At 64.7% G+C, this 24,648-nt stretch carries 24 protein-coding genes; 11 read left to right on the top strand and 13 right to left on the bottom strand.

Features of this window, described 5'->3' with window-relative positions; translation table 11 throughout:
* Positions 1 to 43: 43 nt before the first annotated feature.
* Entirely contained in the window at positions 44 to 676 is a 633-nt protein-coding gene (locus XM50_RS14925) for a carbonic anhydrase (RefSeq protein ID WP_046410602.1), read from the top strand.
* Positions 677 to 686: 10 nt separating this feature from the next.
* Here XM50_RS14925 and XM50_RS14930 read toward each other — a convergent pair whose 3' ends face one another.
* Positions 687 to 1,166, bottom strand: coding sequence for a DUF892 family protein (locus tag XM50_RS14930; protein WP_046410604.1), 480 nt, complete (start codon positions 1,164 to 1,166; stop codon positions 687 to 689).
* A gap of 34 nt (positions 1,167 to 1,200) precedes the next feature.
* Positions 1,201 to 3,024, bottom strand: coding sequence for an aspartate--tRNA ligase (aspS, locus tag XM50_RS14935; protein ID WP_046410605.1), 1,824 nt, complete (start codon positions 3,022 to 3,024; stop codon positions 1,201 to 1,203).
* A gap of 98 nt (positions 3,025 to 3,122) precedes the next feature.
* Here aspS and rnd point away from each other — a divergent pair, with 98 nt between their 5' ends.
* Complete coding sequence (gene rnd / locus XM50_RS14940; protein ID WP_046410607.1) at positions 3,123 to 4,298, top strand: ribonuclease D; 1,176 nt, start codon at positions 3,123 to 3,125, stop codon at positions 4,296 to 4,298.
* A complete protein-coding gene (locus tag XM50_RS14945; protein WP_082103114.1) occupies positions 4,295 to 4,573 on the top strand; it encodes an I78 family peptidase inhibitor in 279 nt (92 codons plus the stop codon). Before rnd ends, XM50_RS14945 begins: the two co-directional genes overlap by 4 nt.
* 12 nt (positions 4,574 to 4,585) lie before the next feature.
* On the opposite strand, the gene XM50_RS14950 is transcribed toward XM50_RS14945, so the two are convergent.
* Genes XM50_RS14950 through XM50_RS14965 form a run of 4 tightly spaced genes read right to left on the bottom strand, consistent with a single transcriptional unit; the run spans position 4,586 to position 10,098 of the window.
* Complete coding sequence (locus XM50_RS14950; RefSeq protein WP_046410608.1) at positions 4,586 to 6,055, bottom strand: Ppx/GppA family phosphatase; 1,470 nt, start codon at positions 6,053 to 6,055, stop codon at positions 4,586 to 4,588.
* Positions 6,055 to 8,220, bottom strand: a complete 2,166-nt coding sequence (locus tag XM50_RS14955) for an RNA degradosome polyphosphate kinase (RefSeq protein ID WP_046410610.1) — start codon at positions 8,218 to 8,220, stop codon at positions 6,055 to 6,057. The genes XM50_RS14950 and XM50_RS14955 overlap by 1 nt, the downstream gene beginning before the upstream one ends.
* Positions 8,220 to 8,837, bottom strand: a complete 618-nt coding sequence (locus tag XM50_RS14960; RefSeq protein WP_046411734.1) for an HdaA/DnaA family protein — start codon at positions 8,835 to 8,837, stop codon at positions 8,220 to 8,222. Before XM50_RS14960 ends, XM50_RS14955 begins: the two co-directional genes overlap by 1 nt.
* 28 nt (positions 8,838 to 8,865) lie before the next feature.
* Positions 8,866 to 10,098 (bottom strand): hypothetical protein, encoded by a 1,233-nt coding sequence (locus XM50_RS14965; protein WP_046410611.1) that lies wholly within the window; start codon positions 10,096 to 10,098, stop codon positions 8,866 to 8,868.
* A 64-nt stretch (positions 10,099 to 10,162) separates the two neighbouring features.
* Between XM50_RS14965 and purM the strand changes: the two genes are divergently transcribed.
* The 4 genes from purM to XM50_RS14985 are packed head-to-tail and all read left to right on the top strand — an operon-like array spanning position 10,163 to position 12,775.
* Entirely contained in the window at positions 10,163 to 11,254 is a 1,092-nt protein-coding gene (purM, locus tag XM50_RS14970) for a phosphoribosylformylglycinamidine cyclo-ligase (RefSeq protein ID WP_046410613.1), read from the top strand.
* 41 nt (positions 11,255 to 11,295) lie between these two features.
* Entirely contained in the window at positions 11,296 to 11,808 is a 513-nt protein-coding gene (gene purN, locus XM50_RS14975; protein WP_082103242.1) for a phosphoribosylglycinamide formyltransferase, read from the top strand.
* Positions 11,793 to 12,179 (top strand): MmcQ/YjbR family DNA-binding protein, encoded by a 387-nt coding sequence (locus tag XM50_RS14980; protein ID WP_046411736.1) that lies wholly within the window; start codon positions 11,793 to 11,795, stop codon positions 12,177 to 12,179. Before purN ends, XM50_RS14980 begins: the two co-directional genes overlap by 16 nt.
* Positions 12,176 to 12,775, top strand: coding sequence for a hypothetical protein (locus XM50_RS14985; RefSeq protein WP_046410616.1), 600 nt, complete (start codon positions 12,176 to 12,178; stop codon positions 12,773 to 12,775). The genes XM50_RS14980 and XM50_RS14985 overlap by 4 nt, the downstream gene beginning before the upstream one ends.
* Here the strand turns inward: XM50_RS14985 and XM50_RS14990 are convergent.
* The 4 genes from XM50_RS14990 to XM50_RS15005 all read right to left on the bottom strand — a co-directional run bounded on the left by XM50_RS14990 (position 12,757) and on the right by XM50_RS15005 (position 15,742).
* Positions 12,757 to 13,230: a GNAT family N-acetyltransferase gene (locus XM50_RS14990; RefSeq protein ID WP_231621993.1), complete on the bottom strand. Its 474-nt coding sequence runs from the start codon at positions 13,228 to 13,230 to the stop codon at positions 12,757 to 12,759. The genes XM50_RS14985 and XM50_RS14990 overlap by 19 nt on opposite strands.
* 55 nt (positions 13,231 to 13,285) lie before the next feature.
* Positions 13,286 to 13,708, bottom strand: a complete 423-nt coding sequence (gene ndk / locus XM50_RS14995) for a nucleoside-diphosphate kinase (protein WP_046410620.1) — start codon at positions 13,706 to 13,708, stop codon at positions 13,286 to 13,288.
* 125 nt (positions 13,709 to 13,833) lie between these two features.
* Positions 13,834 to 14,274: a DNA polymerase III subunit chi gene (locus tag XM50_RS15000; protein WP_046410621.1), complete on the bottom strand. Its 441-nt coding sequence runs from the start codon at positions 14,272 to 14,274 to the stop codon at positions 13,834 to 13,836.
* Between the two features lie 13 nt (positions 14,275 to 14,287).
* Complete coding sequence (locus XM50_RS15005) at positions 14,288 to 15,742, bottom strand: leucyl aminopeptidase (RefSeq protein WP_046410622.1); 1,455 nt, start codon at positions 15,740 to 15,742, stop codon at positions 14,288 to 14,290.
* 146 nt (positions 15,743 to 15,888) lie between these two features.
* Here XM50_RS15005 and XM50_RS15010 point away from each other — a divergent pair, with 146 nt between their 5' ends.
* The 4 genes from XM50_RS15010 (at position 15,889) to rsmA (ending at position 21,399) form a co-directional block, all read left to right on the top strand.
* Positions 15,889 to 18,138, top strand: a complete 2,250-nt coding sequence (locus XM50_RS15010) for an LPS-assembly protein LptD (protein WP_046410624.1) — start codon at positions 15,889 to 15,891, stop codon at positions 18,136 to 18,138.
* 81 nt (positions 18,139 to 18,219) lie between these two features.
* A complete protein-coding gene (locus XM50_RS15015) occupies positions 18,220 to 19,581 on the top strand; it encodes a peptidylprolyl isomerase (RefSeq protein WP_046410625.1) in 1,362 nt (453 codons plus the stop codon).
* A 1-nt stretch (position 19,582) separates the two neighbouring features.
* Complete coding sequence (gene pdxA, locus XM50_RS15020) at positions 19,583 to 20,587, top strand: 4-hydroxythreonine-4-phosphate dehydrogenase PdxA (protein ID WP_082103244.1); 1,005 nt, start codon at positions 19,583 to 19,585, stop codon at positions 20,585 to 20,587.
* On the top strand, positions 20,584 to 21,399 hold the full coding sequence (rsmA, locus tag XM50_RS15025; RefSeq protein ID WP_046410629.1) for a 16S rRNA (adenine(1518)-N(6)/adenine(1519)-N(6))-dimethyltransferase RsmA: 816 nt from the start codon (positions 20,584 to 20,586) through the stop codon (positions 21,397 to 21,399). The genes pdxA and rsmA overlap by 4 nt, the downstream gene beginning before the upstream one ends.
* Positions 21,400 to 21,420: 21 nt before the next feature.
* Here the strand turns inward: rsmA and XM50_RS15030 are convergent, their stop codons facing one another.
* The 3 genes from XM50_RS15030 to guaB are packed head-to-tail and all read right to left on the bottom strand — an operon-like array spanning position 21,421 to position 24,591.
* Positions 21,421 to 21,921 (bottom strand): tetratricopeptide repeat protein, encoded by a 501-nt coding sequence (locus tag XM50_RS15030; RefSeq protein WP_046411737.1) that lies wholly within the window; start codon positions 21,919 to 21,921, stop codon positions 21,421 to 21,423.
* A 33-nt stretch (positions 21,922 to 21,954) separates the two neighbouring features.
* Positions 21,955 to 23,127 carry an RsmB/NOP family class I SAM-dependent RNA methyltransferase gene (locus tag XM50_RS15035; RefSeq protein ID WP_046410631.1) on the bottom strand — a complete coding sequence of 391 codons (1,173 nt, stop codon included), beginning with the start codon at positions 23,125 to 23,127 and terminating at the stop codon, positions 21,955 to 21,957.
* 6 nt (positions 23,128 to 23,133) lie between these two features.
* Positions 23,134 to 24,591 carry an IMP dehydrogenase gene (gene guaB, locus XM50_RS15040; RefSeq protein ID WP_046410632.1) on the bottom strand — a complete coding sequence of 486 codons (1,458 nt, stop codon included), beginning with the start codon at positions 24,589 to 24,591 and terminating at the stop codon, positions 23,134 to 23,136.
* Positions 24,592 to 24,648: the final 57 nt, after the last annotated feature.

Here is a 24,648-nt window from a genome sequence, read left to right on the forward strand (position 1 = left end):
ATAGCGACTGACGCGGGACGAAACAACGCGGTAAGGAGGATGCATGACCGTCTTCACTGATCTGATCGCCGGATACCGCCGTTTCCGCCAGCAGGGCTGGGCAACCCAGCGGGATCGCTGGGCGACCCTCGCTGAGGGGCAGTCACCCCGGGTGATGGTGATCGCCTGCTCCGACAGCCGCACCGATCCGACCACCGTGTTCGACACGTCGCCCGGCGAGATCTTCGTGGTGCGCAACGTCGCCAATCTGGTCCCCCCGTTCGAGGTGGGCGGCGGCCGCCACGGCGTGTCCGCCGCACTGGAATTTGCGGTGACCCAGCTGAAGGTCCAGGAAATCGTCGTCATGGGCCACGGCATGTGCGGCGGCGTTTATGCGGCAATGACGAAGCGCTTTGCCGAGGCCACGCCTGGCGAGGGCGGCTTCATCGCCAATTGGATCGGCCTGCTGGATGAGGCACGCGACCGGATCACCACCGATCACGGCACTGGAGAGGACGCGATCCGTGCGCTGGAACTCGAAACGGTGAAGGTCAGCATCGCCAACCTGCGCACCTTCACGTTCGTGCGGGCTGCGGAAGATGCCGGGCAGCTATCGCTCCACGGTGCCTGGTTCTCGATCAAGGAAGGCGTCTTGTGGGTGATGGGGGAGGACGGCGCCTTCGCGCCGGCGAGCTGACGCCTCTGCCTCAAATCACCGGTATGTGACCGCCGATCGTTCCCAGGAGACGCGCCAGCCGCATCTCTACCGCGCGGTCCTCGGCATGATTGGCGGTGAGCGCCGGCATCATCGCCGGCGCCTCGCTCGCCGCCAGCGCCATTGCGGTTTCGATCGAAACGATTTCCGCGGCCTTCGCCTTGCGCAACGCGCCGATCAGCGCCGTGTCGAGCAAGGGCCCGCGCTGATGCGACTGCGCATCGCGATCCGCATCGTTCAGGATCCCGGTCATCCACAGGTTTTCCGGCGCGCCATCCAGCGTCGCCATCTCATCAAATCGGGCGGCGTGGCGCTTCGCATTGAAGCGGTCCCGCTCAATCACTTCCTGTAGCGCCGGATCGCTGGCCGCATCCGCCAGCGGCTCCAGCCGCGTGACCAGCAATTGCTTGCCGGCACGCAGATCCTGAAGCGCGATATGGAGAAGTGCGGCTCGCGAGGCGGTAAGCGACATAGGCTTTCAGCGCTTACCACCGCGCGCGGTTCCCTTAGCCCGCGTCGGGCGCCACCAGCTTGCTTGTGTCCTTCGCCGTATCCGCGGTTACGCGGATGTTGAGTTCGCGCAATTGCCTGGCAGTGGCAAAGTTGGGCGCGCCCATCATGAGATCCTCCGCCTTCTGCGTCATCGGGAAGACGATCACTTCGCGGATGTTCGGCTCGTCAGCCAGCAGCATGACGATACGATCGATGCCGGGGGCCGAGCCGCCGTGCGGCGGCGCGCCATATTTGAACGCATTGATCATGCCGGCGAAGTTCGTGTCTACATCAGCCTGCGTGTACCCGGCGATTTCGAACGCCTTGTACATGATCTCCGGCCGGTGATTACGGATCGCACCGGAGGACAGCTCGATACCGTTGCAGACGATGTCATATTGGTAGGCGAGGATGTCGAGCGGATCCTTGGTCTCCAGCGCCTCCAGTTCGCCCTGCGGCATGCTGAAGGGATTGTGGCTGAAGTCGACCTTCTTCGCTTCCTCGTCATATTCGAACATCGGGAAGTCGACGATCCAGCAGAACTCGAAGCGGTTCTTGTCGATCAGGTCCAGCTGCTCGGCGATGCGGGTGCGCGCCAGGCCGGCGAGCTTCGCCGCCTGTGCTTCCTTGCCGGCGGCGAAGAACACGCCATCATCCGGCCCAAGGCCGAGCGCCTCGGCCAGTTCGCGCATACCGATGTCACCGTGGTTCTTGGCGATCGGCCCGCCCCATTCGCCACCCTTGCGGGTTGCGTAGCCAAGGCCGGCGAACCCTTCGGACTGCGCCCAGGCGTTCATGTCGTCGAAGAACTTGCGGCTCTTGTCCGCCGTCTTCGGCGCCGGGATCGCGCGCACGACATCGCCGGCCTCAACGATCGAGGCAAAGCGCCCGAATCCGGAACCCGAGAAAAATCCGCTGACGTCAGAGATGATCAGCGGGTTGCGCAGATCGGGCTTGTCGTTGCCGTACTTCAGCATCGATTCCCGGTACGGAATGCGCTTGAACGGCAGCGGGCTGACCGTGCGGCCCTTGCCCTGCCAATTGGCGAACTCCTCGAACACGCCGTGCAGCACCGGCTCGATCGCCGCGAACACATCGTCCTGCGTGACGTAGCTCATTTCGAAATCGAGCTGATAGAATTCGCCCGGCGAGCGATCGGCGCGCGCATCCTCATCGCGGAAGCACGGTGCGATCTGGAAATAGCGATCGAAGCCAGCGACCATCAGCAGCTGCTTGAACATCTGCGGCGCCTGCGGCAGCGCATAGAACTTGCCCGGATGCACGCGGCTGGGAACGAGATAATCTCGCGCGCCTTCCGGCGAGGAGGCCGTCAGGATCGGCGTCTGGAATTCAGTGAAGCCCTGGTCGACCATGCGGCGACGGATCGAGGAGACGACGCTCGACCGCAGCATGATGTTGGCGTGCAGCTTTTCGCGACGCAGGTCGAGGAAGCGGTAGCGCAGGCGAATATCCTCGGGATATTCCTGCTCACCGGCAACCGGCATCGGAAGTTCCTGCGCCTGGCTTTGCACCGTCACGCCGCGCGCAAACACCTCGATCGCGCCCGTTGCCAGGTTCGGATTGATGGTCGCGTCCGACCGCGCCTTCACCACGCCGTCGATGGTAATCACCGACTCGACGCGCAGCGATTCCAGCGTCGGCAGTGCCGGGGAGTCGCTGTCGGCGACGATCTGGGTGATGCCGTAATGGTCGCGAAGATCGACGAACAGCACGCCGCCGTGATCTCGCTTCCGGTGGATCCAACCGGACAGACGAACTTCAGCGCCAACGTCGTTGGCGTTGAGCTGGGCGCAAGTGTGCGAGCGATAGGCGTGCATGGCCGCAATCTCTGAAAAAGCTTGTTTGGAGGTCCGCGCCCCTCCCCTTCCAACCTCTCTTTGTCAACCCGGTCGCTCCCCGCTATGGGGCGGCACTTATGCATGTTCACCCGCTAATTACCGACAGCGCCACCCTCGCCAATCTGTGCGCGCGCCTCGCCGATGCTCCCTTCGTATGCGTCGACACAGAATTCATGCGAGAGAATACCTATTGGCCCGAACTCTGCCTGATCCAGATCGCCGACACGGAAGAGGCCGCGGCGATCGATCCCAAGGCGCCTGGACTCGATATGCAGCCGCTGCTCGATCTGCTGGTCAATAACGAGGACGTGCTGAAGGTCTTCCACGCCGGCGGGCAGGACATAGAGATCATCTACAATCTCACCGGCAAGACCCCGCATCCGATGTTCGACACCCAGGTCGCGGCGATGGCGCTCGGCCAGGGGGAGCAGATTGGCTATTCCAACCTGGTCGACAGCTGGCTCGGTATTCAGATCGACAAGGGCGCGCGCTTTACCGACTGGTCGCGCCGCCCGCTCGATCAGCGACAGGTCGATTACGCGATCGGTGACGTCACCCATCTGTCAAAGATCTTTCCGCGCATGCTGGAGCGTCTGAAGAAGACCGGGCGCGGGGCGTGGCTCGATCAGGAAATGGAGCGCATTTCCGATCCCGCCAACTACGCCAACGATCCCGACCTCGCGTGGAAGCGCGTGCGCATTTCGGGCCGGCGCGCCGACGTTCTCGGTCGGCTGAAGGCGATCGCCCGCTGGCGAGAGGTGGAAGCGCGGGCAAAGGACCTGCCCCGCGGCCGCATCGTCAAGGACGAGACTCTGGCCGATCTCGCAGGCCATCCCCCCAAGCGGCAGAGCGACCTCGCCAAGGTGCGCGGCCTCTCGGCCACCTGGGCGAGCAACGATATCGGCCGGCGCCTGATGGGCGTTATCGAAGCGGCGGAGCCGCTGCCCGCCAGCGAAATGCCGCTTCGCGAGGATCGCAAGCCTGGACTTGGCAAGGATGGCTCGCTGGTCGCCGACCTGTTGAAGCTGCTGCTCAAGATCCGCGCGCGCGACATCGATGTTGCGCCGCGATTGCTCGCCCGCAGCGAGGAGCTGGAGGCGCTCGCCGCTGGCGTGCGTCACGACCTGGCGATCCTTGAGGGCTGGCGATTTGATCAGTTCGGGCGCGACGCGCTGGATCTTGTCGAGGGTCGGCTTGGTTTCGCTGTTCTGGGCGGCAAGCTCAAGATGACGCGAACGGAGAATGAGGCATGAGAGCGATCCTGGCAGCGGCCGTCCTGCTTTCCGGATGTGCCACCGGTACGTCTGGATCCTCTTCAGCCGAGGGTGCAATGTGCAACGCCAACGCGGCGGAAAAGTTCGTGGGCCGGCCGCTTGAAGGAAACCAGGAAGCTGCTCAACGTGCGGCGGCTGCTCGCGTCGTCCGGACCTACATCACGGGCTCGGCGCTCACGATGGATTTTCGGCAGGATCGTCTGAACATCGAGACCACTCCCGAGGGTATTATCACCCAGGTGTCCTGCGGCTAACGCAGGATCGACCTAGGCGCCTGCAGCCGCTAGTCGGCTCCCGACCGGCAACCCAAGCGCGGCACCAAGCCCTTTCAGCCGTTTCTCGACCGATTCGCCGCACAGCGCGCGGTCTGCGTCGTGCCAGACCAGTTCGACCGCGCCCTCCGCGCGGCGAATGCTGCTGCGGTTGAGCGGGCCCGCGACCCCGCCCGACAGTCGCTGTGCCAGCCGGATCGCAAGCCCCCAGCACGTTGCCCGCTGAAGATCGTCAGGGCTTGCGAGCGCGGGCAGTGGATCAGGATAAGGCGGCTGCGCACCCAGGCTCGCGGCCAGCGCGGCCGCCATCATGACGCGCCCGCGCCCGTCGACCGCTACCCAATTGCCATGCAGGGCTGTCTCGATCCCCAACGCAACCCGGAACTCCGGGTTGGCCCGCCAGCTCGTATCCGCCAGCAGGCATGTCGCATGGCGCAAGCGCCCATCCGCTGGCGACTCATCCACAAACAGGGGTGAGATCCAGTTGTTCAGAAGATCGCCATGCTCGGGAAACCGTCCCCGGTGCCGGCCCTCGTCACGTGCGGCAACAATCAAGGGATCCAGTCGAGACTCGGCCGGGGACAATTGCCGATACAACAGGCCTTCGCGCAGCCCGAAAGCCGACACCACGGTCTCGCGTGATCCAATCACCGGCAGCAATACATCAAGCAGATCAGCGGCGGCGCCAAGCGTCGGGACGCGACCACCCGAGAGATGCGGCACGCTTCTGAACCAGCCTTTCTCCAGCGTGGGCAGCTTGCGCCGCAGCAACGAAATGCGCGCGGGAGGCATGGCATAGCCATGAAGGATCGGCAGCGGATAACCCCGATCCCGAATGTCTACCCTCGCCAGCGATCGCCACGACCCGCCGACCAAGTAGAATGGCTTGCCGGCACCCGCATTCGACCAACCCGCATCACGCAGGACGGCGCCCACGCGGCGATCAAAGCCTTCCTTTGCGCGCAGATCAGCAAGACGAAGAACCCCGAGCGGGAAAGAGGCATGCTCATCTACACGGCCCTTGCAGACCCTCACCAGTTCAAGGCTGCCGCCCCCCAGATCACCGACAATGCCGTCAGCATCGGGAATGGCCGAAAGTACCCCATAACCGGCCGATCGTGCCTCTTCTTCACCCGATAGCAGTTCGACGGGCAGGCCGTTTTTCGCCGCCAGTGCGATCAACTCCGCACCATTGGCGGCATCACGCACCGCTGCAGTCGCAACGGTCCGCACTTCATCGCACTCCATCTCACGCGCCAGCGCCGCAAATCGCGACAGCGCGGTGCCAGCAAGCGCCATCGCCTGCCCGTCGATAGCCCCTGTCTTCGCGAGGCTGCGCCCGAGACCCGCCAGCACCTTCTCGTTGAACAGCACGGTCGGCAGGCGCCGAGGCCCCTGATAAACGACCAGACGGATCGAGTTCGACCCGATGTCGATGATGGCGGTTCGCGCTTCCCTCACCATCAGCGCCGCAGCGAGAGCTTCGGTACCTCGCCCCCTTCGGCAAGGGCGGCCCCACGCCCTGACAAGGAGGGGTTCGTCATGAAATAACGATGAAGGTTGAACGGCTTATCGCCGATACTTGTGCGCTGATAGCTGCCATCGGCGTACAGGTCCCAGCTTTGTTCGGTATCGATGAGATTGGCAACCATCACCTGATCGAGAACCTGATCGTGAACGGTGCCACTCTCCAGCGGCAGCATATATTCGACCCGGCGGTCAAAGTTGCGCGGCATCCAGTCCGCTGACGAAATGAAGACATGCGCATCATCGTTTGGGAGGGTCTGCCCGTTCCCGAAAACCGCGATACGGCTGTGTTCAAGGAAACGGCCTATGATGGATTTTACCCGAATATTTTCGGAAAGCCCCGGTACGCGCGGGCGCAGGCAACAGATGCCCCGTACGACGAGGTCGATCTGGACCCCTGCCCCGCTCGCTTCATAGAGCTTCTCGATGATCGCTGGGTCCACCAGGCTGTTCATCTTCGCCCAGATGGTCGCCGGTCGTCCGGCGCGTGCATGGGCGATCTCGGCGTCGATCTCCTCGATCAAACGGGCGCGGAGTGAGCGCGGCGACAATACGATGCGCTCCATGTCCTCCGGCTCGACATAGCCAGTGATGTAGTTGAATAGGCGGGCCGCATCCCGTCCGACCGCAGGATTGGCTGTGAAGAAGCTGAGATCAGTATATATTTTTGCCGTGACCGGGTGATAATTGCCCGTCCCAAAGTGGCAGTAGGTCCGGAATTGCCCGGCCTCGCGACGAACCACCATGGAGACCTTCGCATGGGTCTTCCAGTCGATGAAGCCGTAGACCACCTGAACCCCGGCGCGCTCCAGCGCGGACGCCCAGAGCAGGTTCTGCTCCTCATCGAACCGCGCCTTCAACTCCACCACCGCGGTCACTGACTTGCCCGCCTCAGCCGCCTGGATCAGCGCGTTGATCACGGCGGACTGTTTGCCCGCACGGTACAGCGTCTGCTTGATGGCAACGACATCGGGGTCGTTCGCCGCCTGTTTCAGAAAGGCGAGCACGACGTCGAACGTCTCATATGGGTGCTGGACGATGATGTCCTTGGCGCTGATGGCCGCGAAGCAATCCCCGCCAAACTCCCGAATTCTTTCGGGAAACCGTGGCGTGAAGGGCACGAACTTCAGGTCCGGGCGGTCCTCGTCAACGATCTTGCCGAGATCAGCGATACCCAGGAACGACCCGGATTCGGTAACGAGCGCCTGCTCGCCGAGTTCTTCCTTCAGTACCCGGGCTAGCGATTCCGGCATGCCCGTTTCCAGCTCCAGACGGATGACCCGCCCGCGTCGCCGCCGCTTGATGGCATTGGCGAAATAGCGGACGAGATCTTCCGCTTCCTCCTCGATCTCGATGTCGCTGTCTCGCAACACCCGAAATTCCGCGGCGCCGTCCACCCGGTAACCGGGGAACAGCATGATCGAGAACCGCTTCAGCATCGATTCGACCGCAATATAGCGTGCCGACTCCCCAGGCAGCCTGACGAAGCGCGCCATCCCGTTGGGGACGATCACGAGTTCGCGGATCGGTTCGTCATCTGACAGGCGCACCAGATCGAACATCACTCCCAGGCCGGCATTGGGAATGAACGGGAACGGATGCGCGGGGTCGAGCGCCTGCGGTGTGATGACGGGGAAAATCTGCTCGCGGAAATGCGTCTCCAGCCATGCCATGTCCTCGGGCGAGAGCCGCGAATCCATGTGGCTGGAGGAAAGAACCTCAATGTCGCTCGCCGACAACGCGTGACGAATGTCGCGCCATACGTTTTGCTGGCTGGCGAGCAGCGCGTCTGCCTCCGTCGTGATCGCGCTCAGCTGCTGCGAGGGCGTCAAGCCATCGGCTGACCTGGCCTCCACGTCGAGCAGTTGCTGCCCCTTCAGCCCGGCGACGCGCACCATGAAGAATTCGTCGAGGTTCGATCCAGAGATCGACAGGAACCGCAACCGCTCGAGAAGCGGATGCTCGGTGTTGCACGCCTCCTCCAGCACGCGGCGATTGAACGCCAGCCACGACAGTTCGCGATTGAAATAGCGCTCATTGTCGCGCTCCTCGAAGGGATCATCGTCCGAGTCGAGGCGGGCCTGGCGAAGGGAACGGGTCATCACGGCTCCGGTGTCGAGGGGATCAACGCTGCAGCCAGCAACGTCTCCCGGGCCAAGGGAATGGACAACCGCTTCCGGCGTTCCATTACCTCCTGATCAAGCGCATCCACCGTGCGCATGACAGCCACGTGACTGCGTTCAATCCGTATAACCAACCAGTCGAGCACGTCAGACCGCACGTCGACGCCGCGACGCGCGAATTCACGTTCCAGCAGCGCACGAAGCAGCGCATCGTCGGGCGGCCCGATCACCGCGAGCGGAGTCGCCGCTATCCGCGACCGCAGGTCGGGCAAGGCGATGTCCCACGCGGGTGGCGCGGCATCGCTTACCAGCAGCAGTGGGCGACGAGATGCCTGCGCGTCGTTCCAGGCATGGAAAAGCTCGTCCTCCGCGCGCAACGGCGCGTCGTCGATGATCATTCCCCCGCTCTTCGCCGCGAATATGCGCGCCAGGAGGCTGCGGCCGGACTTGCGCGGGCCGACCAGCAACGACGTCATGACCGGCCATGTCGCCCAGTGATCCAGCGCGCTGACGGCGCGAGCGTTCGATTCGGTGACCAGGAACTCATCGTCGCGGGGATCCGCGGGCCAGACGAGCGGCAAGGCGATTTGGCTCATCATGCGACCACCGCTGGTCGCCGATGCCTCATCCGGCGGTCGCATTGTCGGGCACCAGCTCCTGCGGCAACAGACGCGGCGCGCGGCGGATGCGGATGGTCATTCCCGACCCGAATACCTGCCAGCCACGCGCCTCCAGCGCCGCCTTGAGCGCCTCAGGCGGCCCGACATACCCGACCGTCATCACCGATACCCCGCCCAGCGCGAGGCTGCTGGTCGTCGCCGCGGAAACGCCCGGCACGCCGCGCAGCGCCGCCTCAGTCGCCGTAACAGCCGCCACATTGGGCGTATCGAACTGGACCGAGACATTGGCCGTGGGGACCAACGGCGTATCTGTCACGACGGTCTCGCCAGCTTCATCGTCGTCCTGCGGCACCTCTTCCGGTGGCACGTAGGAGAGGCCCGGATCGCTGCGGAGAAGCCCGGCGCGCAGTGCTTGTTGGTAGATCTCGTCGATCCGCTTCACACCCGCATCAAGCAAGGCGGGAACGCCAGCCACGCTGCCGACTCGCAGGCTGAATTGCGAAAGAAGCCGATTGTCGGGCCCCTGGCGGGCCTGGAACACCCCAACAACCGGCCCACCGGGCCATTGGCGGTACAGCTTCACCGTCGGGATCAGTACATCCGACCCGCCATATTGATTGAGAACGGCACGCCACCATCCGCGCGCGGGTCGCTGGGTCTGGCCGAGGTTCAGCAGCAGCGGATCAGGCCCGCTACCGGTCGGGCGGATATAGTCGATCGCGCTCGCCCCAGTCCGGTAGCGCGCCCACGCTTCCTGCCAAAGCGTGCGTTGTTCAAATCCCGTCGCCACGCCGCCCGACCACACAATCGGGATGACCACCATCGGCGGCGAACGCATCACGTAATTGGAGATGCCCAGAATCGCGCCGGCTCGGTTGCGATCGAACAACACGCCCAGGCGGGCAACATAGCGCGTCGGCCCGATCTGTTCATTCTCAACAACAATGCCGCTCACGATCGAATCGAGCGTCGAATCCGGGAGCGTACGGCTTCCGCCGCCAAGCCGCTGGGATAATTGTGCCCAAGCCTTCCGCTGGGCCACCCGCCAGCCGCCCAGGCGCGCGGCATCGGCGTCCTTCGCCGCGACATCAACGCGAATGCCGGAAATCTCATAGTCGCGTGAGCTGTCGACGGGCGCCACGCCTCTGCCGCCACCCTCGATCTGGGCGACACCGACCCCCGCACCAAGCGCGAGCGCCGCGGCAGCAGGAACGAGGAACAAGGGCTTCAAACGCATAATCACGCGTCTTTTGGCGAAGGAGGCGTGGAAATCCAAGCGCGTTGTGGCTAGGCGGCTCCACATGAGCGACAGCGGATACACATACGAGCAAGCGGGCGTGTCGATCGCCGCCGGCAACGCGCTGGTCCGGGCGATCGCGCCGCTGGCGCGCGCCACCCGGCGACCGGGCGCCGATGCCGACCTTGGTGGCTTCGGCGGGTTCTTCGACCTGAAGGCCGCGGGCTTCAGCGATCCGCTGCTGGTGGCGGCGAACGACGGCGTCGGCACCAAGCTGAAGCTGGCGATCGACTACAACCGTCATGCCGGCGTCGGCATCGATTTGGTCGCAATGTGCGTCAACGACCTCATTGTCCAGGGTGCCGAGCCGCTGTTCTTCCTGGATTATTACGCGTCGGGGAAACTGGATCCGCAGGTAGCGGAGCAGGTAATCGCGTCGATCGCGGAGGGTTGCCAGATCGCCGGCTGCGCGCTGATCGGCGGCGAGACGGCCGAGATGCCCGGCATGTACGCCGATGGAGATTATGACCTCGCGGGCTTCTGCGTCGGCGCGGTGGAACGTGATCATGTGCTCACCGGCCGCGATATCGCGGAGGGTGACGTGATGCTGGGTCTCGCATCCTCCGGCGTCCATTCGAACGGCTTCTCCCTTGTGCGGCGTCTGGCGGCGGACAAGTCGTGGAAGCTGGATCGACCGGCATTGTTCGATCCCGAGGTGCTGCTGATCGATGCGCTGATGGCTCCGACTCGCATCTATGTCCGCAGTCTTCTTCCGCTGCTGCGCGCTGGGCGCGTGAAGGGCCTGGCGCATATCACCGGCGGCGGTTTGCTGGAGAATATCCCGCGCGTCCTCCCGAAAGGTGTTCGCGCCGAGGTGAATGCCGATGCATGGCCGCAATCCCGACTGACGGCCTTTCTCCAGGCACAAGGCGCGATCGAGCCGGAAGAAATGGCCCGCACCTTCAACTGCGGCATCGGCATGGTGGTCGTCACCGCGCCAGAAGCCGCCGATGCCGTCGCGGCCGAACTGACCGCTGCCGGTGAGCAGGTGTTCCAGATCGGGCGCATCATCAATGGTGAGCGCGGCTGCACCGTGACGGGGTCGACCGAAACATGGAGCGCCCGCGCGCCGTGGCGGGCGAGCCACGACGCGTGACCGCCCACGTCGGCGTTCTGATCTCCGGCCGAGGATCGAACATGCGGTCGCTCGTCGCTAACGCGACGGACGCATATAAGGTCGTCGTTGTCGCATCGAACCGCCCGTCGGCGGAAGGGCTGATCTGGGCGCGTGAGCAGGGCATCCCCACGTTCGCCCTGTCGCCGAAGGAAGTCGGCAAGCAAGCCTATGAGGCCGCGCTGGACGCCGCGTTGCGGGAGGCTGGCGCCGAATATCTCGCCCTGGCCGGCTATATGCGCCTGCTTTCCGACGACTTCGTTGCCCGTTGGCGCGACCGGATCATCAACATCCACCCGTCATTGCTGCCGAAGTATAAGGGGTTGGACACCCATGCCCGCGCCATTGCCGCAGGAGATGCGGAGGCGGGCTGTTCCGTGCATATCGTCACCGAAGAACTGGATGGCGGGGCGGTTCTGGGTCAGGCACGTGTGCCAATCCAATCCGGTGACACACCGGAGACATTGGCGGCGCGCGTCCTTGACGAGGAGCATCGGCTCTATCCGCGCGTTCTGGCGGAATGGCTGACACGCTGACCCCATCTGAAGAGGCTCTTGAGCGGGTGCGCGGCATCGCGCTCGCTCTGCCGGAGGCTGCCGAGCGCCCGTCGCACGGCTCCCCAGGCTTCTACATCGAGGGCGGCAAGTTCTTCGCCTATTTCTGGCACGATCATCATCAGGATGGTGAGACAGCCGTGGTCGTGAAGACCAGCGGCCTCGATGAACAGACGATGCTGATCGAAAACGATCCTGCCCTCTACTACAAACCCGCGTATCTTGGCCCGTCGGGCTGGGTCGCGTTGCGGGTCGGCGGTCCGGATACGGATTGGGAGCGCGTAGCGGACCGAGTCGCGCAGAGCTGGGAACTGGCGGCGCCACGACGCCTGCTGGAAATGGGCGGGCGTTGAGCGAAACCCCGGATCAGGCTGCAACTCGCCGGCGATGGATCTCGCTCGCGGAGTTGGTCGCCGTCTCCGGCCTCATCATCGGCGCGCTGACGCTGTGGATGAACTGGAGCGACAAGCGACATTCTGCGTCAGAAAAGGCCGCCGAGCGTGTGGCGGCTACCGCAGCTGAAGCGCGCTTCTCCTTGCAAGGGTCGCTCAATCGCGATGGTAGCGAAGTGGAACTGGTCGACCCCCGGCACGACCTGCTCGAGACAACAATCACTTTTCCATCGCAACTGAAGGTCGCCCCGAAGAGCCCCGCCACGGCACGCATCGAGAAGGATTGGTTCGCCGACGCCGTGCTGCAGGCGATGGATGGCGGCGCCGACAGTCGTGAAGGGCGGCTGCCTGTGCTGGTGACGGCCAGCTATCGCTCAGGCAATGAAATGAGAAGCGGCAGCGCCATCGTGGAGATCGTCTGGCGTACCCGTGGCAACCTGCTGCGCGGGCGGAGCCTTTCGCTTGAGGCGGCGCGGGTTCGCGAACTCGGCGGAACGTCGAAAGCGGTTGATCGCTTGTGGGCAGACGAACTGAAACGTCAGAGCGAGCGCGCGTAGATCACGTCATCGCACCAGCCCGCACCTACGCTGAAGCGGCGGGTGCCAACCGGGCTGAAACCCTCACGTTCGTAGAAGGTGCGTGCGCGATGGTTGCGGTCAAGCACGCCCAACAGGAGGCGTCGTCCGCCCAGAGCACGGGCATCAGCGATCACGGTAGCCATCAGATGATGTCCAAGCCCGGTTCCGCGCGTGATCGACAGGGCGTAGATCCGGCGCAACTCGATGTCGCCGGGGGTCGGCGCAACGGGAAGGTCCGGGGTGGTCAGGACCGTATAGCCGACCGGCGCGAACCCCTGGGGATGCTCTGCCAAGGTCAAGATGCTTGCGGGATCTTCGGCCCATCCTGAGAACTTCTCGGGCGAGCTGTTGCGCGCGCAATGCGCAACGATATCGGCGCCGGGCAGAATGCCGGCGAACGTTTCAAGGAAGCTGGCGGCCGCGATCATCGCCATGGCCTGTGCATCAGCCGCAGTGGCGCGACGAAGCCGCCAGTTCCCGGTCATCGGTTCAGCCGACGATCTCTTCGGGCTTGAAGAAATAGGCGATCTCGATCGCCGCATTCTCATCCGAGTCCGAACCATGAACCGAATTGGCTTCGATCGACTCGGCGAGTTCCTTGCGGATCGTGCCCGGCGCTGCGTTCTCCGGGTTGGTCGCGCCCATGATGTCACGGTTGCGCTGCACGGCGTTCTCACCCTCGAGAACCTGTACGACGACCGGACCCGAGATCATGAACGACACCAGGTCGTTGAAGAACGGGCGCTCCTTGTGCACCGCGTAGAAGCCCTCTGCCTGCTCCTTGGTCATCTGGATGCGCTTGGATGCGACGACGCGAAGCCCGGCCTCTTCCAGCATCTTGGTGACGGCGCCGGTCAGGTTGCGGCGGGTGGCGTCCGGCTTGATGATCGAAAACGTGCGATTGGCGGCCATGATGGTCGCTCCTGTAGTTGAAGATGTGCGGAAACAGCGGCGCCGTTACCCGTGAGCGGCGTTCAGCGCAACTGTCGGGATGATCGCCGACGCGCAGAGACGTCAGACCCGATCCAGCTGCGCGGTCATGCCGCCTGCTCCCAGCGCCCGGCGTCATTCTGCTTCCAGTAACGCCGCTCGACATTGTCACGTTCGCCCAGCGATCGCCAAGCAGCCCGTGCCTCGGCAATTCGCTCCTCATCGAAGAAGTGAAAGGCCCGGTCGAAATCGAGCGCATCGTCGCGCCAGTTTCCGTCTACGAGAGCGACATGCTGGGCATTGTTTGCGGCATTCACATCCCCCGCGATCAGGATGGGCTGGTCAGCATCTTCCTCCCCGCCTTCGCAGCCGTGCGGCAGGAAGCTGTCGCTGGAATATTCCCACAGCAACCGATCGAGCGCGGCACGCTGCGCATCGTCGCCGGCCACGATGAGCAGGCGGGCACCGCTTTCGAGCACGCGCTCCGCAATCCGCGGCAGCGCGCGCTCAAGCGGCATGCTGGTCAGATGATAGAAGTCGACCTGCACCGCGCTCAGACCATCACTTCTCGAAATTATCGGCAACGAAGGCATCGAGCAGCCGGACACCAAAGCCGGTCGCGCCCTTGCCCCATGTCGGTCCATCCTTTTCAGACCATACCATGCCGGCGATATCCAGATGGGCCCAGCGAACGTCGTCCTCGACGAACCGTTTGATGAACTGCGCAGCCGTGATCGAGCCACCGCCACGCGGCCCGACGTTCTTCATGTCGGCGATCGCGCTGTCGATCAGCTTGTCGTAGGCAGGCCCCATCGGGAGTCGCCACAGGGCGTCCCCGCTGGCCTTGCTCGCCGACAGCAACTGATCCGCCAGCCCATCATCGTTGGCGAAGAGGCCGCCCTGTTCGTTGCCGAGGCTGATGATCATCGCGCCCGTCAGCGTTGCAAGGTCGACGATCGTCTTCACCTTGTGGGTGCGCTGTACCCAGGTCACGCAGTCGCACAGGACCAGCCGGCCTTCTGCGTCGGTATTGATGACCTCGATCGTCTGCCCCGACATCGACGTCACCACGTCACCGGGCCGTTGCGCATTCCCGTCGGGCATATTCTCGACCAGGCCCATGACGCCGATGACGTTCGCCTTTGCCTTGCGCAGGGCCAGCGTCTTCATTGCGCCCGCGACGGCGCCCGCACCGCCCATGTCCCACTTCATGTCCTCCATACCGGCCGCAGGCTTGATGGAGATGCCGCCGGTGTCGAACGTTACGCCCTTGCCGACCAGCGCAAGTGCCGGATCACCTTCGCCCGCGCCGTTCCAGCGCAAGGCGAGCAGCCGCGCCTCGCGCCGGGAGCCTTGCGACACGCCAAGGAGCGCACCCATGCCGAGTTCCCGCATCGCCGCCTCGTCCAGCACGGTCACTTCAAGGCCGAGCCCGTCGACTTCCTTCGTCACCAGGTCGACGAAGCTTTCGGGGTAAAGAATGTTGGGCGGAAGGGTGACGAGCGTCTTCGTCAGCGCGAGACCCTGCGTAACCGCATCACGCGCCACCCTCGCCTCTTTCGCATCGGCCGGTGCGCCGACGATGGTGACATTGGTGAGCGACGGCTTCGCATCCTCGGCAAGCTTCGTGCGATAAACGTCATACCGCCACGCCCGCTGAGCGGCACCCGCTGCGAACCGTGCTGCGGCAACGGCCGTGCTACCGGAGAGGTCGGCGGTCACCTCCGTCACACCTGACGTCAGCAGGCGAGCGGTCAGCGCGCCTCCCGCCCGCTCATAGCCCGCGTCGTCGCCCTCACCCACGCCCAGCATTAATATCCGGCCGGAGCTGACATAGGCCTCGGCAACCGAACCCGCTTCACCCTTGAACCGCTGCCCCGCAGCGGCAGCAGCGATGATCGCGCTTGCTTCGGCATCCATGCCAGGCAGCGAGATCGTCCCGGCCGCATCCTTCTTCACGGGGAATGCAAGCACTGGCGATGCCGTGGGGCGGGAGTCGGCAAAGGTGACGTTCATGGCTCTTCCTCTTGTTTCGCGACGCAGATAGGGACTGACCCTGCCGGTGGCAAAGCGTTGCAGCGGCTCGCGCACGATGCGATAGGGCTTTCTACCGGTGCCCCGACGGGCTTCGGAAAGGGGTTTCCAGTTTTGCGAGTAATCGAGTGACGCGTCTCGAGCTTTTGGCCAGTTGCGCGTTTTCGCTAGCCCTGCTCGCCGGCACAGCCAGCGCACAGGATCTGCAGGATCGCACCGTGCCGCCCCCGCCTCCGCAAGCGGTGGCGAGCCCTTCAGCGCAGCCGACTGACGAGGATCAGATCGACTTCAGCGCCGGCTCGCTCGAATATGACTATGAAGCCGATGTGGTTACCGCGCTGACCGATGTGCGGATGTTCCGCGCCGGCCAGCGGCTGCGTGCGGACAAGGTGGTCTGGAACCGAAAGACCGGCAGGGTCGTGGCGAGCGGCAACATCGCCGTGACCAGCCCCGAAGGCGACACTGCCTATGGCGACTCGATCGAACTGACCGACTCGCTGAAAGACGGCGTCATCGACAACATGCTCGTCGTGCTGGAGCGTGGTGGGCGGCTCGCGGCGGAGCGGGGGACACGGCAGGAAAACGGGACGATCTCGCTCGATCGTGCGGCTTATACGGCCTGTTCGGTCGTCAGCTCGGATGGCTGCCCGAAGGAGCCGACGTGGAAGGTCACGGCGGTCCGCGTAACCTACCGCCCTGATCGGGAGCGAGTCTATTACGTCGGCGCCCAGGTTCATCTGTTTGGGCTGCCGTCGATCCCGCTCCCCAAGTTCTCGCATCCAGTTGGAGAAGCGACCGCGAGCGGGCTGCTCTCGCCCACGATCCGCTATGACCGGGTCAACGGTCTGGAAGTGGCCACACCCTATCTGTTCAGCCTCGCACCCAACCGAAAGCTGACGGTGACACCGCACGTCTATTCGGCGGTGTTGCCGATGATGCAGGCCAATTATGAGCAGTTGGACGAACTGGGCGCCTTCAGCGTGACCGGCTATGGGACGGTCAGCCGGCGGAGCGACGATCTGGCAAGTGGCTTCAATTCTTCGACCGAACAGGCATTCCGCGGCTATCTCGACGGTGTCGGACGTTTTCAGTTCAACGAGAATTGGAGCCTTTCCGGATCGCTGCGGCTGGCAACCGATCGCACGTTCTTGCGCCGATACGACATCTCGAACGCCGATCGTCTGCGGACGACCGCGGCGCTGGAGCGGATCGATCAGGATAGCTACTTCTCGCTTGCCGGATGGGCGACCCAGACACTTCGCGTCGGTGAACGCCAGGGTATGCAGCCGGTTGCCTTGCCGGAAATGGACTATCGCCGGCGCCTGCAGGAAAATGTGCTTGGCGGGACGGTGCAGCTGCACGTCAATACACTCGCGATCGGGCGCAAGGCCGGCCAGGATACCCAGCGTGCCTTCGCCAGCGCGCGATGGGATCTCAGGCGCCTGACCAACTGGGGCCAGGAAGTCACCTTTACGGCATTCGCACGGGGCGACGCCTATAACACCAGCGACACGGCGGCGACGCGGATCGCGAGCTATCGCGGGCTGGACGGTTTCCACACACGCGCCATCGGTGCCCTGGCGGTGGACGTGCGCTGGCCGTTTGTTGGAGCGGTCGGCAATGGCACGCAACGCATCTCGCCCCGCCTCCAGATCGTCGCCTCGCCGAGGGTCAAGAATCTCGATATTCCCAACGAGGACGCACGATCGATCGACCTGGAGGATTCGAACCTCTTCGCGCTCAACCGCTTCAACGGCTATGATCGCTGGGAAGACTCGACCCGCGCGACCTATGGCTTTGAGTATGCTCTAGATCTTCCGGGCTTCAGCGCGACGGCCAACATCGGACAAAGCTATCGCCTGTCAGATCGCGTCGCGATCTTCCCGTCCGGTACAGGGCTGAGCGACCGGTTTTCCGACATCGTCGGCCGCACCACACTTCGCTTCCGCGATTTCGTGTCCTTCACGCATCGCTACCGCGTCGACAAGGACAGCCTGGCGGTCCGGCGCAATGAAATCGACGCCACGGTCGGATCTCGGTCCACCTACGTGGTCGTCGGGTACCTGAGGCTCAACCGTGACATCGACGAGTTGGAGGACCTTCAGGACCGCGAGGAAATCCGCGTTGGTGGCCGCGTGCAATTCGCGCGCTTCTGGTCGGCGTTCGCGTCGGGCCTGATCGATCTCACCGATCGCAGCGATGACGTATTCTCGGTCGCGGACGGGTTCGACCCGATCCGGCACAGGCTCGGCGTCCAGTACGAGGATGACTGCCTCACTTTGGGCCTGACCTGGCGCCGGGACTATCGGACCACGGGCGACGCACGCCGGGGCAGCAGCTATCTGTTGACGCTGGCATTCAAGAACCTCGGACGCTAAGCCGCGGTTCAGCTACGGATATGCATGTGCCGTGATGGGCACCATGGCGTGCAAGATGGGATTCCGGAACGAGTGACGACGATGGGCAACAAGGCGGCACGACTCGGCCGGCTCGCAGGCTTGGTTCTGGCTGTCGCTGCTGCAGGAGCAGCGACCGGCCAGACCGGAAGCACGACTGTTGAGGATCAAGCAGTTCCGGAAACGGGCCTGAACATCCCACAGAACCTGCAGATCTTCGGCAATGTCGATCCGAACGTCCGCAAGGCGACAGCGATCGTGAACGACAATGTGCTGACGCGTACCGATGTGGACCAGCGTGTGGCGTTGATCCGCGCAGCGAACAACGTGGACCTCAGCCCGGAGGATATGGACCGCCTGCGCCTTCAGGTCCTACGCCAACTCATCGACGAAGTGCTTCAGATCCAGCAGGCAAAGACCGCTGATATTACGATCACCGATGACGAGCTGAACCAGAGCTTCGCGCGCGTCGCGCAGAACTTCAACCGTACCCCGGATCAGTTCCGCGAATTCCTGCGTCAGCAGGGCTCCTCGGAACGGTCGATCAAGCGGCAGATCGAGGGCGAACTGGCATGGCAGCGGTATCTGCGCCGCCGCGTCGAGCCGTACGTCAACGTCGGTGAGGAAGAGGTGAAGGCGATCCTGGATCGTCTGGAAGCTGCCAAAGGCACCGACGAATATCACCTGAACGAGATTTACCTGTCGGCCACGCCTGACCGCACCGAGGAGGTGTATGGCGCGGCTCGTCAGTTGATCGGTGAGATCCAGAAGGGTCAGGCTCCGTTCGGCTATTTCGCCCGCAACTTTTCCGAAGCGTCGACGCGCGGCGTGAACGGCGACCTTGGCTGGGTACGCGCGGCGCAGCTGCCGGCTGAACTGGCCGAAGCCGCGGGCCAGATGCAGGTCGGTCAGGTGGTCGGCCCGGTGGCCGTCCCGGGTGGCTTCTCCATCCTGTATCTCGTCGACAAGCGTCAGGTCCTCATGGCGAACGCGCGCGATGCGCGGCTCAGCCTGAAGCAGATGACGATCAAGTTCCCGGCCGGCACGACGCAGGCGCAGGCAACCCAGCGCACGGCGAAATTCGCTGACACGATCCGCCAGCTTCAGGGCTGCGGCTCGGTTGAAAAGGTGGCCGCGACGATCAACGCCGAAGTCGTCCAGAACGACGCGATCCGGATCCGCGATCTTCCTGCGCCGCTGCAGGACATCATGGTCAACCTGCAGGTCGGCCAGGCGACCCCGCCCTTCGGCAACCCTGAGGAAGGCGTGCGCACGCTGGTCCTTTGCGGCCGGGACGACAGCGCCTCTGCCCAGCTTCCGGGCTCGGAGCAGATCCAGAGCCAGCTCGAACAGCAGCGCGTCAATCTGCGTGCGCAGCAGGCGCTGCGCGACCTGCGGCGTGACGCGATCGTGGAGTATCGTTGACATCGCGAGCCTAGCACCACTTGCCGTTTCGATGGGCGATCCGGCTGGCGTCGGGCCAGAGGTGATCGCCAAAGCCTGGGCTGCACGTTCGATTGCCGCCCTGCCCCGCTTCTTCGCCGTGGGCGATGCGCGCGCGATCGAGCGGGTGTGGAAAGGGCCGGTCGCCAAGATCAACGATTTGCGTGAGGTGGACGGGGCGTTCGATCAGGCGCTCCCGGTCCTGACCGTCGAGGACGCCGGAGAGATTACGCCGGGAGAGCCGGACGCGGACGGTGCGCGATGTGCGCTGCACTCGCTGGAGCTGGCGGTGGGGCTTGCACGGTCGGGCGCTGCGCGTGCGCTTGTCACCGGACCGGTGTCGAAGGCGCAGCTTTACGATATTGGCTTCAACTATCCCGGTCAGACGGAGTTCGTGGCCGAGCGGTTCGGCGTAGCGCGCGAGAATGCCGTGATGATGCTCGCCGGCCCATCGCTGCGGGTCGTGCCGATGACCACCCATGTGGCATTGGCGGATGTACCCGGGCTGCTCTCGATCGACCTTATCGTTGCGAAAGCGCGCGCGACGGCCAGGGGTTTGCGCCGCAACTTCGGCATCGAAAAGCCGCGCCTCGCCTTCGCCGGCCTCAATCCTCACGCTGGAGAATCGGGCGCGTTGGGGCGCGAGGAGATCGAGGTGATCGAGCCTGCCATCGCGATTTTGCGCGAGGAGGGTATCGCCGCGGTGGGCCCGTTTGCGTCCGACACGATGTTCCATGCGCGCGCGCGCAGCCATTATGACGCTGCATTGTGCTGCTACCATGATCAGGCGTTGATCCCGCTAAAGGCGCTCCATTTCGATGATGGCGTCAACATCACATTGGGGCTGCCGGTGGTTCGCACCTCGCCGGATCATGGCACCGCCTTCCCGCTCGCTGGCCAGAACCAGGCGGAACCGGGCGCCATGATTGCCGCGATCCTGATGGCCGCAGAGGCTGCTGCCCATCGGGCTGCCTGCCCAAATCTATGACGGAGCTGCCGCCGCTGCGCGACGTGATCGCGCGGCATGGATTGAGCGCGTCAAAGGCGCTTGGTCAGAACTTCCTGTTTGACGCGCAGCTGCTCGCGCGCATCGCGCGTATTCCGGGCGACCTTGCTGGCGCCGAAGTGCTGGAGGTCGGCCCCGGGCCGGGCGGGCTGACGCGTGCCTTGCTGCAAGCTGGCGCGAACGTGACCGCCATTGAGCGCGACCGTCGCTGCATCCCTGCGCTCGACGAACTGAGCGTCGCGCTCCCCGGCCAGTTGTCGGTCATCGAGGGCGATGCGCTGGCGATCGACCCTCGACCGCTGTTCAAGGGCAAGCCGCACATCGCCGCCAACCTTCCGTACAACGTCGGAACCGCGCTTCTCGTCGGCTGGCTGTCGGCAGAGTGGTTTCCGTGGTGGCAATCGCTTACCCTGATGTTCCAGCGCGAGGTTGGCGATCGCATCGTGGCTGCACCGGGCACCGACGCCTACGGGCGGCTGGCGGTGCTGGCGCAGTGGCGCAGCGTTCCGCGGATCGCGATGCCCGTTCATCGCTCGGCGTTCACGCCGCCGCCAAAGGTGATGTCTGCGGTCGTTCACATAGTGCCGAAAGAAGCGCCGGAGGGCGTAGACCTGCGCCGCTTGGAAGCGCTGACCGCCGCCGCATTCGGCCAGCGTCGAAAGATGCTGCGCCAGAGCCTCCGCAGCCTTCCCGGCGCGCTCGAGGCATTGGAGGCGGAGGGTATCGACGCAACCCGACGCGCCGAGACAGTCAGCGTGGCAGAGTTCGTCGCTGTGGCTCGCCGGCTCAGCTAAACGCCCTCCGGGGCTTGGCGATCAGTCCTTTGCGTTAGGTTTCACCGGCACCGTGCTGGCGGTCGCAACCGGCGGCCCCTTGGCGATCACACTCGCCAGCGCGTTGGCCTGCGGACAAGCGGTCTTGCAGAGGGTCTTTACCCGCGCCAGATTTGCCTTGGCCCGCTCGACCGCGCCCTTCGCCACCAAGGCTTCGCCCTGGCCCTGAAGGGCGTTCACGTCATTGGGCTCCAGCAACAACGCCTCGCGATAAAGCCGGATCGCCTTGCCCGGCAGGCCACGCGCCCGCGACAATTCGGCCAGCTCGATGAAGCCCTGCCGATTGCGCGGATCAACGACGACCGCCGTTTCAATGAGGTCGATCGCGCCCTCGACATTGCCTGCAGCCCGGGCTGCACGGCCCTGCTCCAGCAACGCCATCGACTTTGCATCAATCTGGTCGTCCGGCCGCGCGCCGTGCAGCGACGTCGAGATCGAAACCATCGCGAGAGCGGCTGCGACGGCGACGGACGTGTAACGCATCAAGGGCTCCAGCTTCGGCACGACGTCAACGAGTTAGCATGGCGCCAGCAGCCGCGCGACGAAAAAACCGTCCGTGCCGTCACGCGCCGGGGTCAGCCGATGGCCATTGCCGAGAGCAGCGCCAAGGGGAAGATCGATGGGAGCGGCGCTCCAGCCGGCATGACCGCGCAGGAACGCATCCACCTGGTTGCTCCCCTCCTCGTCAAGGAGCGAGCAGACCACATAGACTAGCGCCCCGCCCGGCCGCACCAGCGTTTCTGCCACCTCGAGCACGTGCGCCTGGGTCGCGGTCAGTCGAGCAAGCCGATCCGGCGTGAGGCGCCACCGTGCCTCGGGGTTACGCCGCCAAGTCCCCGTCCCCGAGCAGGGCGCGTCGACGAATACCACGTCTGCGGTGCGCTGCAGGTCGGCAAGCGCCTCCAGCTCCCGATTAGGGTTGAGGAGGCGAGTCTCCACGATCGAAAGCCCCGCCCGGGCGGCGCGCGGCGCCAGACGCGAGAGACGTGCGCGATCAACATCGCAGGCGACGATGCGACCTTCACCGCCCATCGCGTCGCCCAGTGCCAGCGTCTTGCCGCCAGCTCCCGCGCACAGATCCACTACCGTCATGCCTGCGGACGCCGCTGCGGCGAGCGACACCGCCTGGCTGCCAGCGTCCTGCACCTCCACCGCGCCCGCCATCGACGCGACATCGGTTCCCGAGGGCAATCGCAGCCCCTGCGGCAATCCCGGGATCACCTGCGCATCGGGCCAATGTGCGAGCACCTCTGCATGGCCCACATCCCCGCGCAGACGCACATCCAGCGGCGCCCGCTCAATCAGTGCGGGCCATTCGTCCGGACCGATCCCGGCGCGTTCGAGCGCCTCGCCGATCCAGCCCGGTACCGTTCCCGGAACCGCCACTGGCTCGTCGGTTGATAAAGGCGCAGGACCATGAGCTGAGCCGTCGAAGGTCGCGGCAAGCTGCTCATCCGCCCTCGCGAGCAGACACATGGCGGCACGGCCGGAGGCTGGAGCCTCGCCGCAGCTGCGGATCGCGGCATATACCAGCTCTCGCACAGCACGCCGGTCCTTCGACCCGGCATAGCGCCGCGCGGCAAAGTAGCGCGCGATCAGCGTATCTGCCGCCGCCCCGCCCTCGCGCGCTGCGGCAATGATCGCGTCGAGGAGCTCGATCGCAGCCTGGGTGCGTGCAGCGGGCGTCACGGGAGATCAGCGCGTCGGGTAATTGGGGGCTTCGCGCGTGATCGTCACGTCATGAACGTGGCTTTCCTTCAGCCCCGCGCCGGTGATGCGGACGAAGTTGGCGCGATCGCGCAGTTCGGTGATGGTTGCCGCGCCGGTGTAGCCCATCGCTGCCTTGATCCCGCCGACCAGCTGGTGGATCACGTCGCGCGCGGGCCCCTTGAACGGTACCTGTCCCTCGATGCCCTCCGGCACGAGCTTCAGCTGATCCTTGATGTCGCCCTGGAAGTAGCGGTCGGCAGAGCCGCGGCCCATCGCGCCAACGCTGCCCATGCCGCGGTACGACTTGTACGCACGGCCCTGGTACAGGAAGGTTTCGCCAGGTGCCTCTTCGGTACCGGCCAGCAACGATCCGACCATGCAGGTCGCAGCGCCAGCGGCGAGCGCCTTGGCGAGATCACCCGAGGTGCGCAGCCCACCGTCGGCGATCACCGGCACGCCGCTTCCGCGCGCGGCCTCCGCGCAGTCCATGACGGCGGTCAGCTGCGGCACGCCCACCCCTGCGACGACACGGGTGGTGCAGATCGAACCCGGGCCAATACCGACCTTGATCCCGTCCGCGCCGGCATCGATCAGCGATCGGGTCGCCTCGGCGGTGGCTACGTTGCCGGCCACCACCTGGACCGAGTTGGACAGCTTCTTCACCCGCTCGACCGCGCGGGCCACATCACGGTTGTGGCCGTGCGCCGTGTCGATCACCACCAGATCGCACTCGGCGTCGACCAGCGCCTCGGTGCGCTCGAACCCCTTGTCACCGACGGTCGTCGCCGCCGCCACGCGCAGCCGGCCTGCCGCATCCTTGGTGGCATCCGGATAGGTGACGGCTTTCTCGATATCCTTCACCGTGATCAGGCCAACGCAGCGATAATCCTCATCAACAACGATCAGCTTCTCGATCCGCCGCTGGTGAAGCAGGCGCCGCGCCTCTTCCTGCCCGACGCCGACGCGCACCGTCGCCAGGTTCTCGCGCGTCATCAGCTCTGACACAGGCTGCATCGGGTTTTCGGCAAAGCGGACGTCGCGGTTGGTCAGGATGCCGACCAGGCGGCCGTTCGCCTCCACGACCGGGATGCCACTGATCCGGTTCTGCGCCATCAGCGCCTGCGCTTCGGCCAATGTCGCCCAGGGGCTGATCGTGATCGGATTAACCACCATTCCGCTTTCGAAGCGCTTCACCTGACGCACCGCCGCAACCTGTTCTTCGATGGTCAGATTGCGGTGCAGCACCCCCATGCCACCCAGCTGCGCCATGACGATCGCCATGTCCGCCTCTGTCACTGTATCCATCGCGGAGGAGAGGATCGGGATATTAAGAGCGATGTCCCGCGTTACCCGCGTGCGGGTATCCGCTCCGCTCGGCAACACCTCGGAAGCGCCGGGGACGAGCAGTACGTCGTCGAAGGTGAGGCCGAGCCGAATATCCATGAGATGCCGTTTCCGTTGCGCAGGGAAGTGGCGGGCCATGTAACCGCGCGGGCGCCA

Source organism: Sphingomonas sp. Ag1, from assembly GCF_000980895.1.
In the GTDB taxonomy this organism is placed as follows: Bacteria; Pseudomonadota; Alphaproteobacteria; order Sphingomonadales; family Sphingomonadaceae; genus Sphingomonas; species Sphingomonas panaciterrae.

Bases quoted from the DNA above. Each gene is read 5' to 3' on its own strand.
- XM50_RS14945 (WP_082103114.1), top strand. From the start codon at position 4,295: ATGAGAGCGATCCTGGCAGCGGCCGTCCTGCTTTCCGGATGTGCCACC.
- XM50_RS14965 (WP_046410611.1), bottom strand. From the start codon at position 10,098: ATGCGTTTGAAGCCCTTGTTCCTCGTTCCTGCTGCCGCGGCGCTCGCG.
- XM50_RS14960 (WP_046411734.1), bottom strand. From the start codon at position 8,837: ATGAGCCAAATCGCCTTGCCGCTCGTCTGGCCCGCGGATCCCCGCGAC.
- XM50_RS14950 (WP_046410608.1), bottom strand. From the start codon at position 6,055: ATGGTGAGGGAAGCGCGAACCGCCATCATCGACATCGGGTCGAACTCG.
- XM50_RS15005 (WP_046410622.1), bottom strand. From the start codon at position 15,742: ATGAACGTCACCTTTGCCGACTCCCGCCCCACGGCATCGCCAGTGCTT.
- XM50_RS14955 (WP_046410610.1), bottom strand. From the start codon at position 8,220: ATGACCCGTTCCCTTCGCCAGGCCCGCCTCGACTCGGACGATGATCCC.
- purN (WP_082103242.1), top strand. From the start codon at position 11,296: ATGCGGTCGCTCGTCGCTAACGCGACGGACGCATATAAGGTCGTCGTT.
- XM50_RS14925 (WP_046410602.1), top strand. From the start codon at position 44: ATGACCGTCTTCACTGATCTGATCGCCGGATACCGCCGTTTCCGCCAG.
- aspS (WP_046410605.1), bottom strand. From the start codon at position 3,024: ATGCACGCCTATCGCTCGCACACTTGCGCCCAGCTCAACGCCAACGAC.
- rsmA (WP_046410629.1), top strand. From the start codon at position 20,584: ATGACGGAGCTGCCGCCGCTGCGCGACGTGATCGCGCGGCATGGATTG.
- XM50_RS15030 (WP_046411737.1), bottom strand. From the start codon at position 21,921: ATGCGTTACACGTCCGTCGCCGTCGCAGCCGCTCTCGCGATGGTTTCG.
- XM50_RS14990 (WP_231621993.1), bottom strand. From the start codon at position 13,230: ATGGCGATGATCGCGGCCGCCAGCTTCCTTGAAACGTTCGCCGGCATT.
- purM (WP_046410613.1), top strand. From the start codon at position 10,163: ATGAGCGACAGCGGATACACATACGAGCAAGCGGGCGTGTCGATCGCC.
- guaB (WP_046410632.1), bottom strand. From the start codon at position 24,591: ATGGATATTCGGCTCGGCCTCACCTTCGACGACGTACTGCTCGTCCCC.
- rnd (WP_046410607.1), top strand. From the start codon at position 3,123: ATGCATGTTCACCCGCTAATTACCGACAGCGCCACCCTCGCCAATCTG.
- XM50_RS15015 (WP_046410625.1), top strand. From the start codon at position 18,220: ATGGGCAACAAGGCGGCACGACTCGGCCGGCTCGCAGGCTTGGTTCTG.
- XM50_RS14980 (WP_046411736.1), top strand. From the start codon at position 11,793: ATGGCTGACACGCTGACCCCATCTGAAGAGGCTCTTGAGCGGGTGCGC.
- XM50_RS14930 (WP_046410604.1), bottom strand. From the start codon at position 1,166: ATGTCGCTTACCGCCTCGCGAGCCGCACTTCTCCATATCGCGCTTCAG.
- ndk (WP_046410620.1), bottom strand. From the start codon at position 13,708: ATGGCCGCCAATCGCACGTTTTCGATCATCAAGCCGGACGCCACCCGC.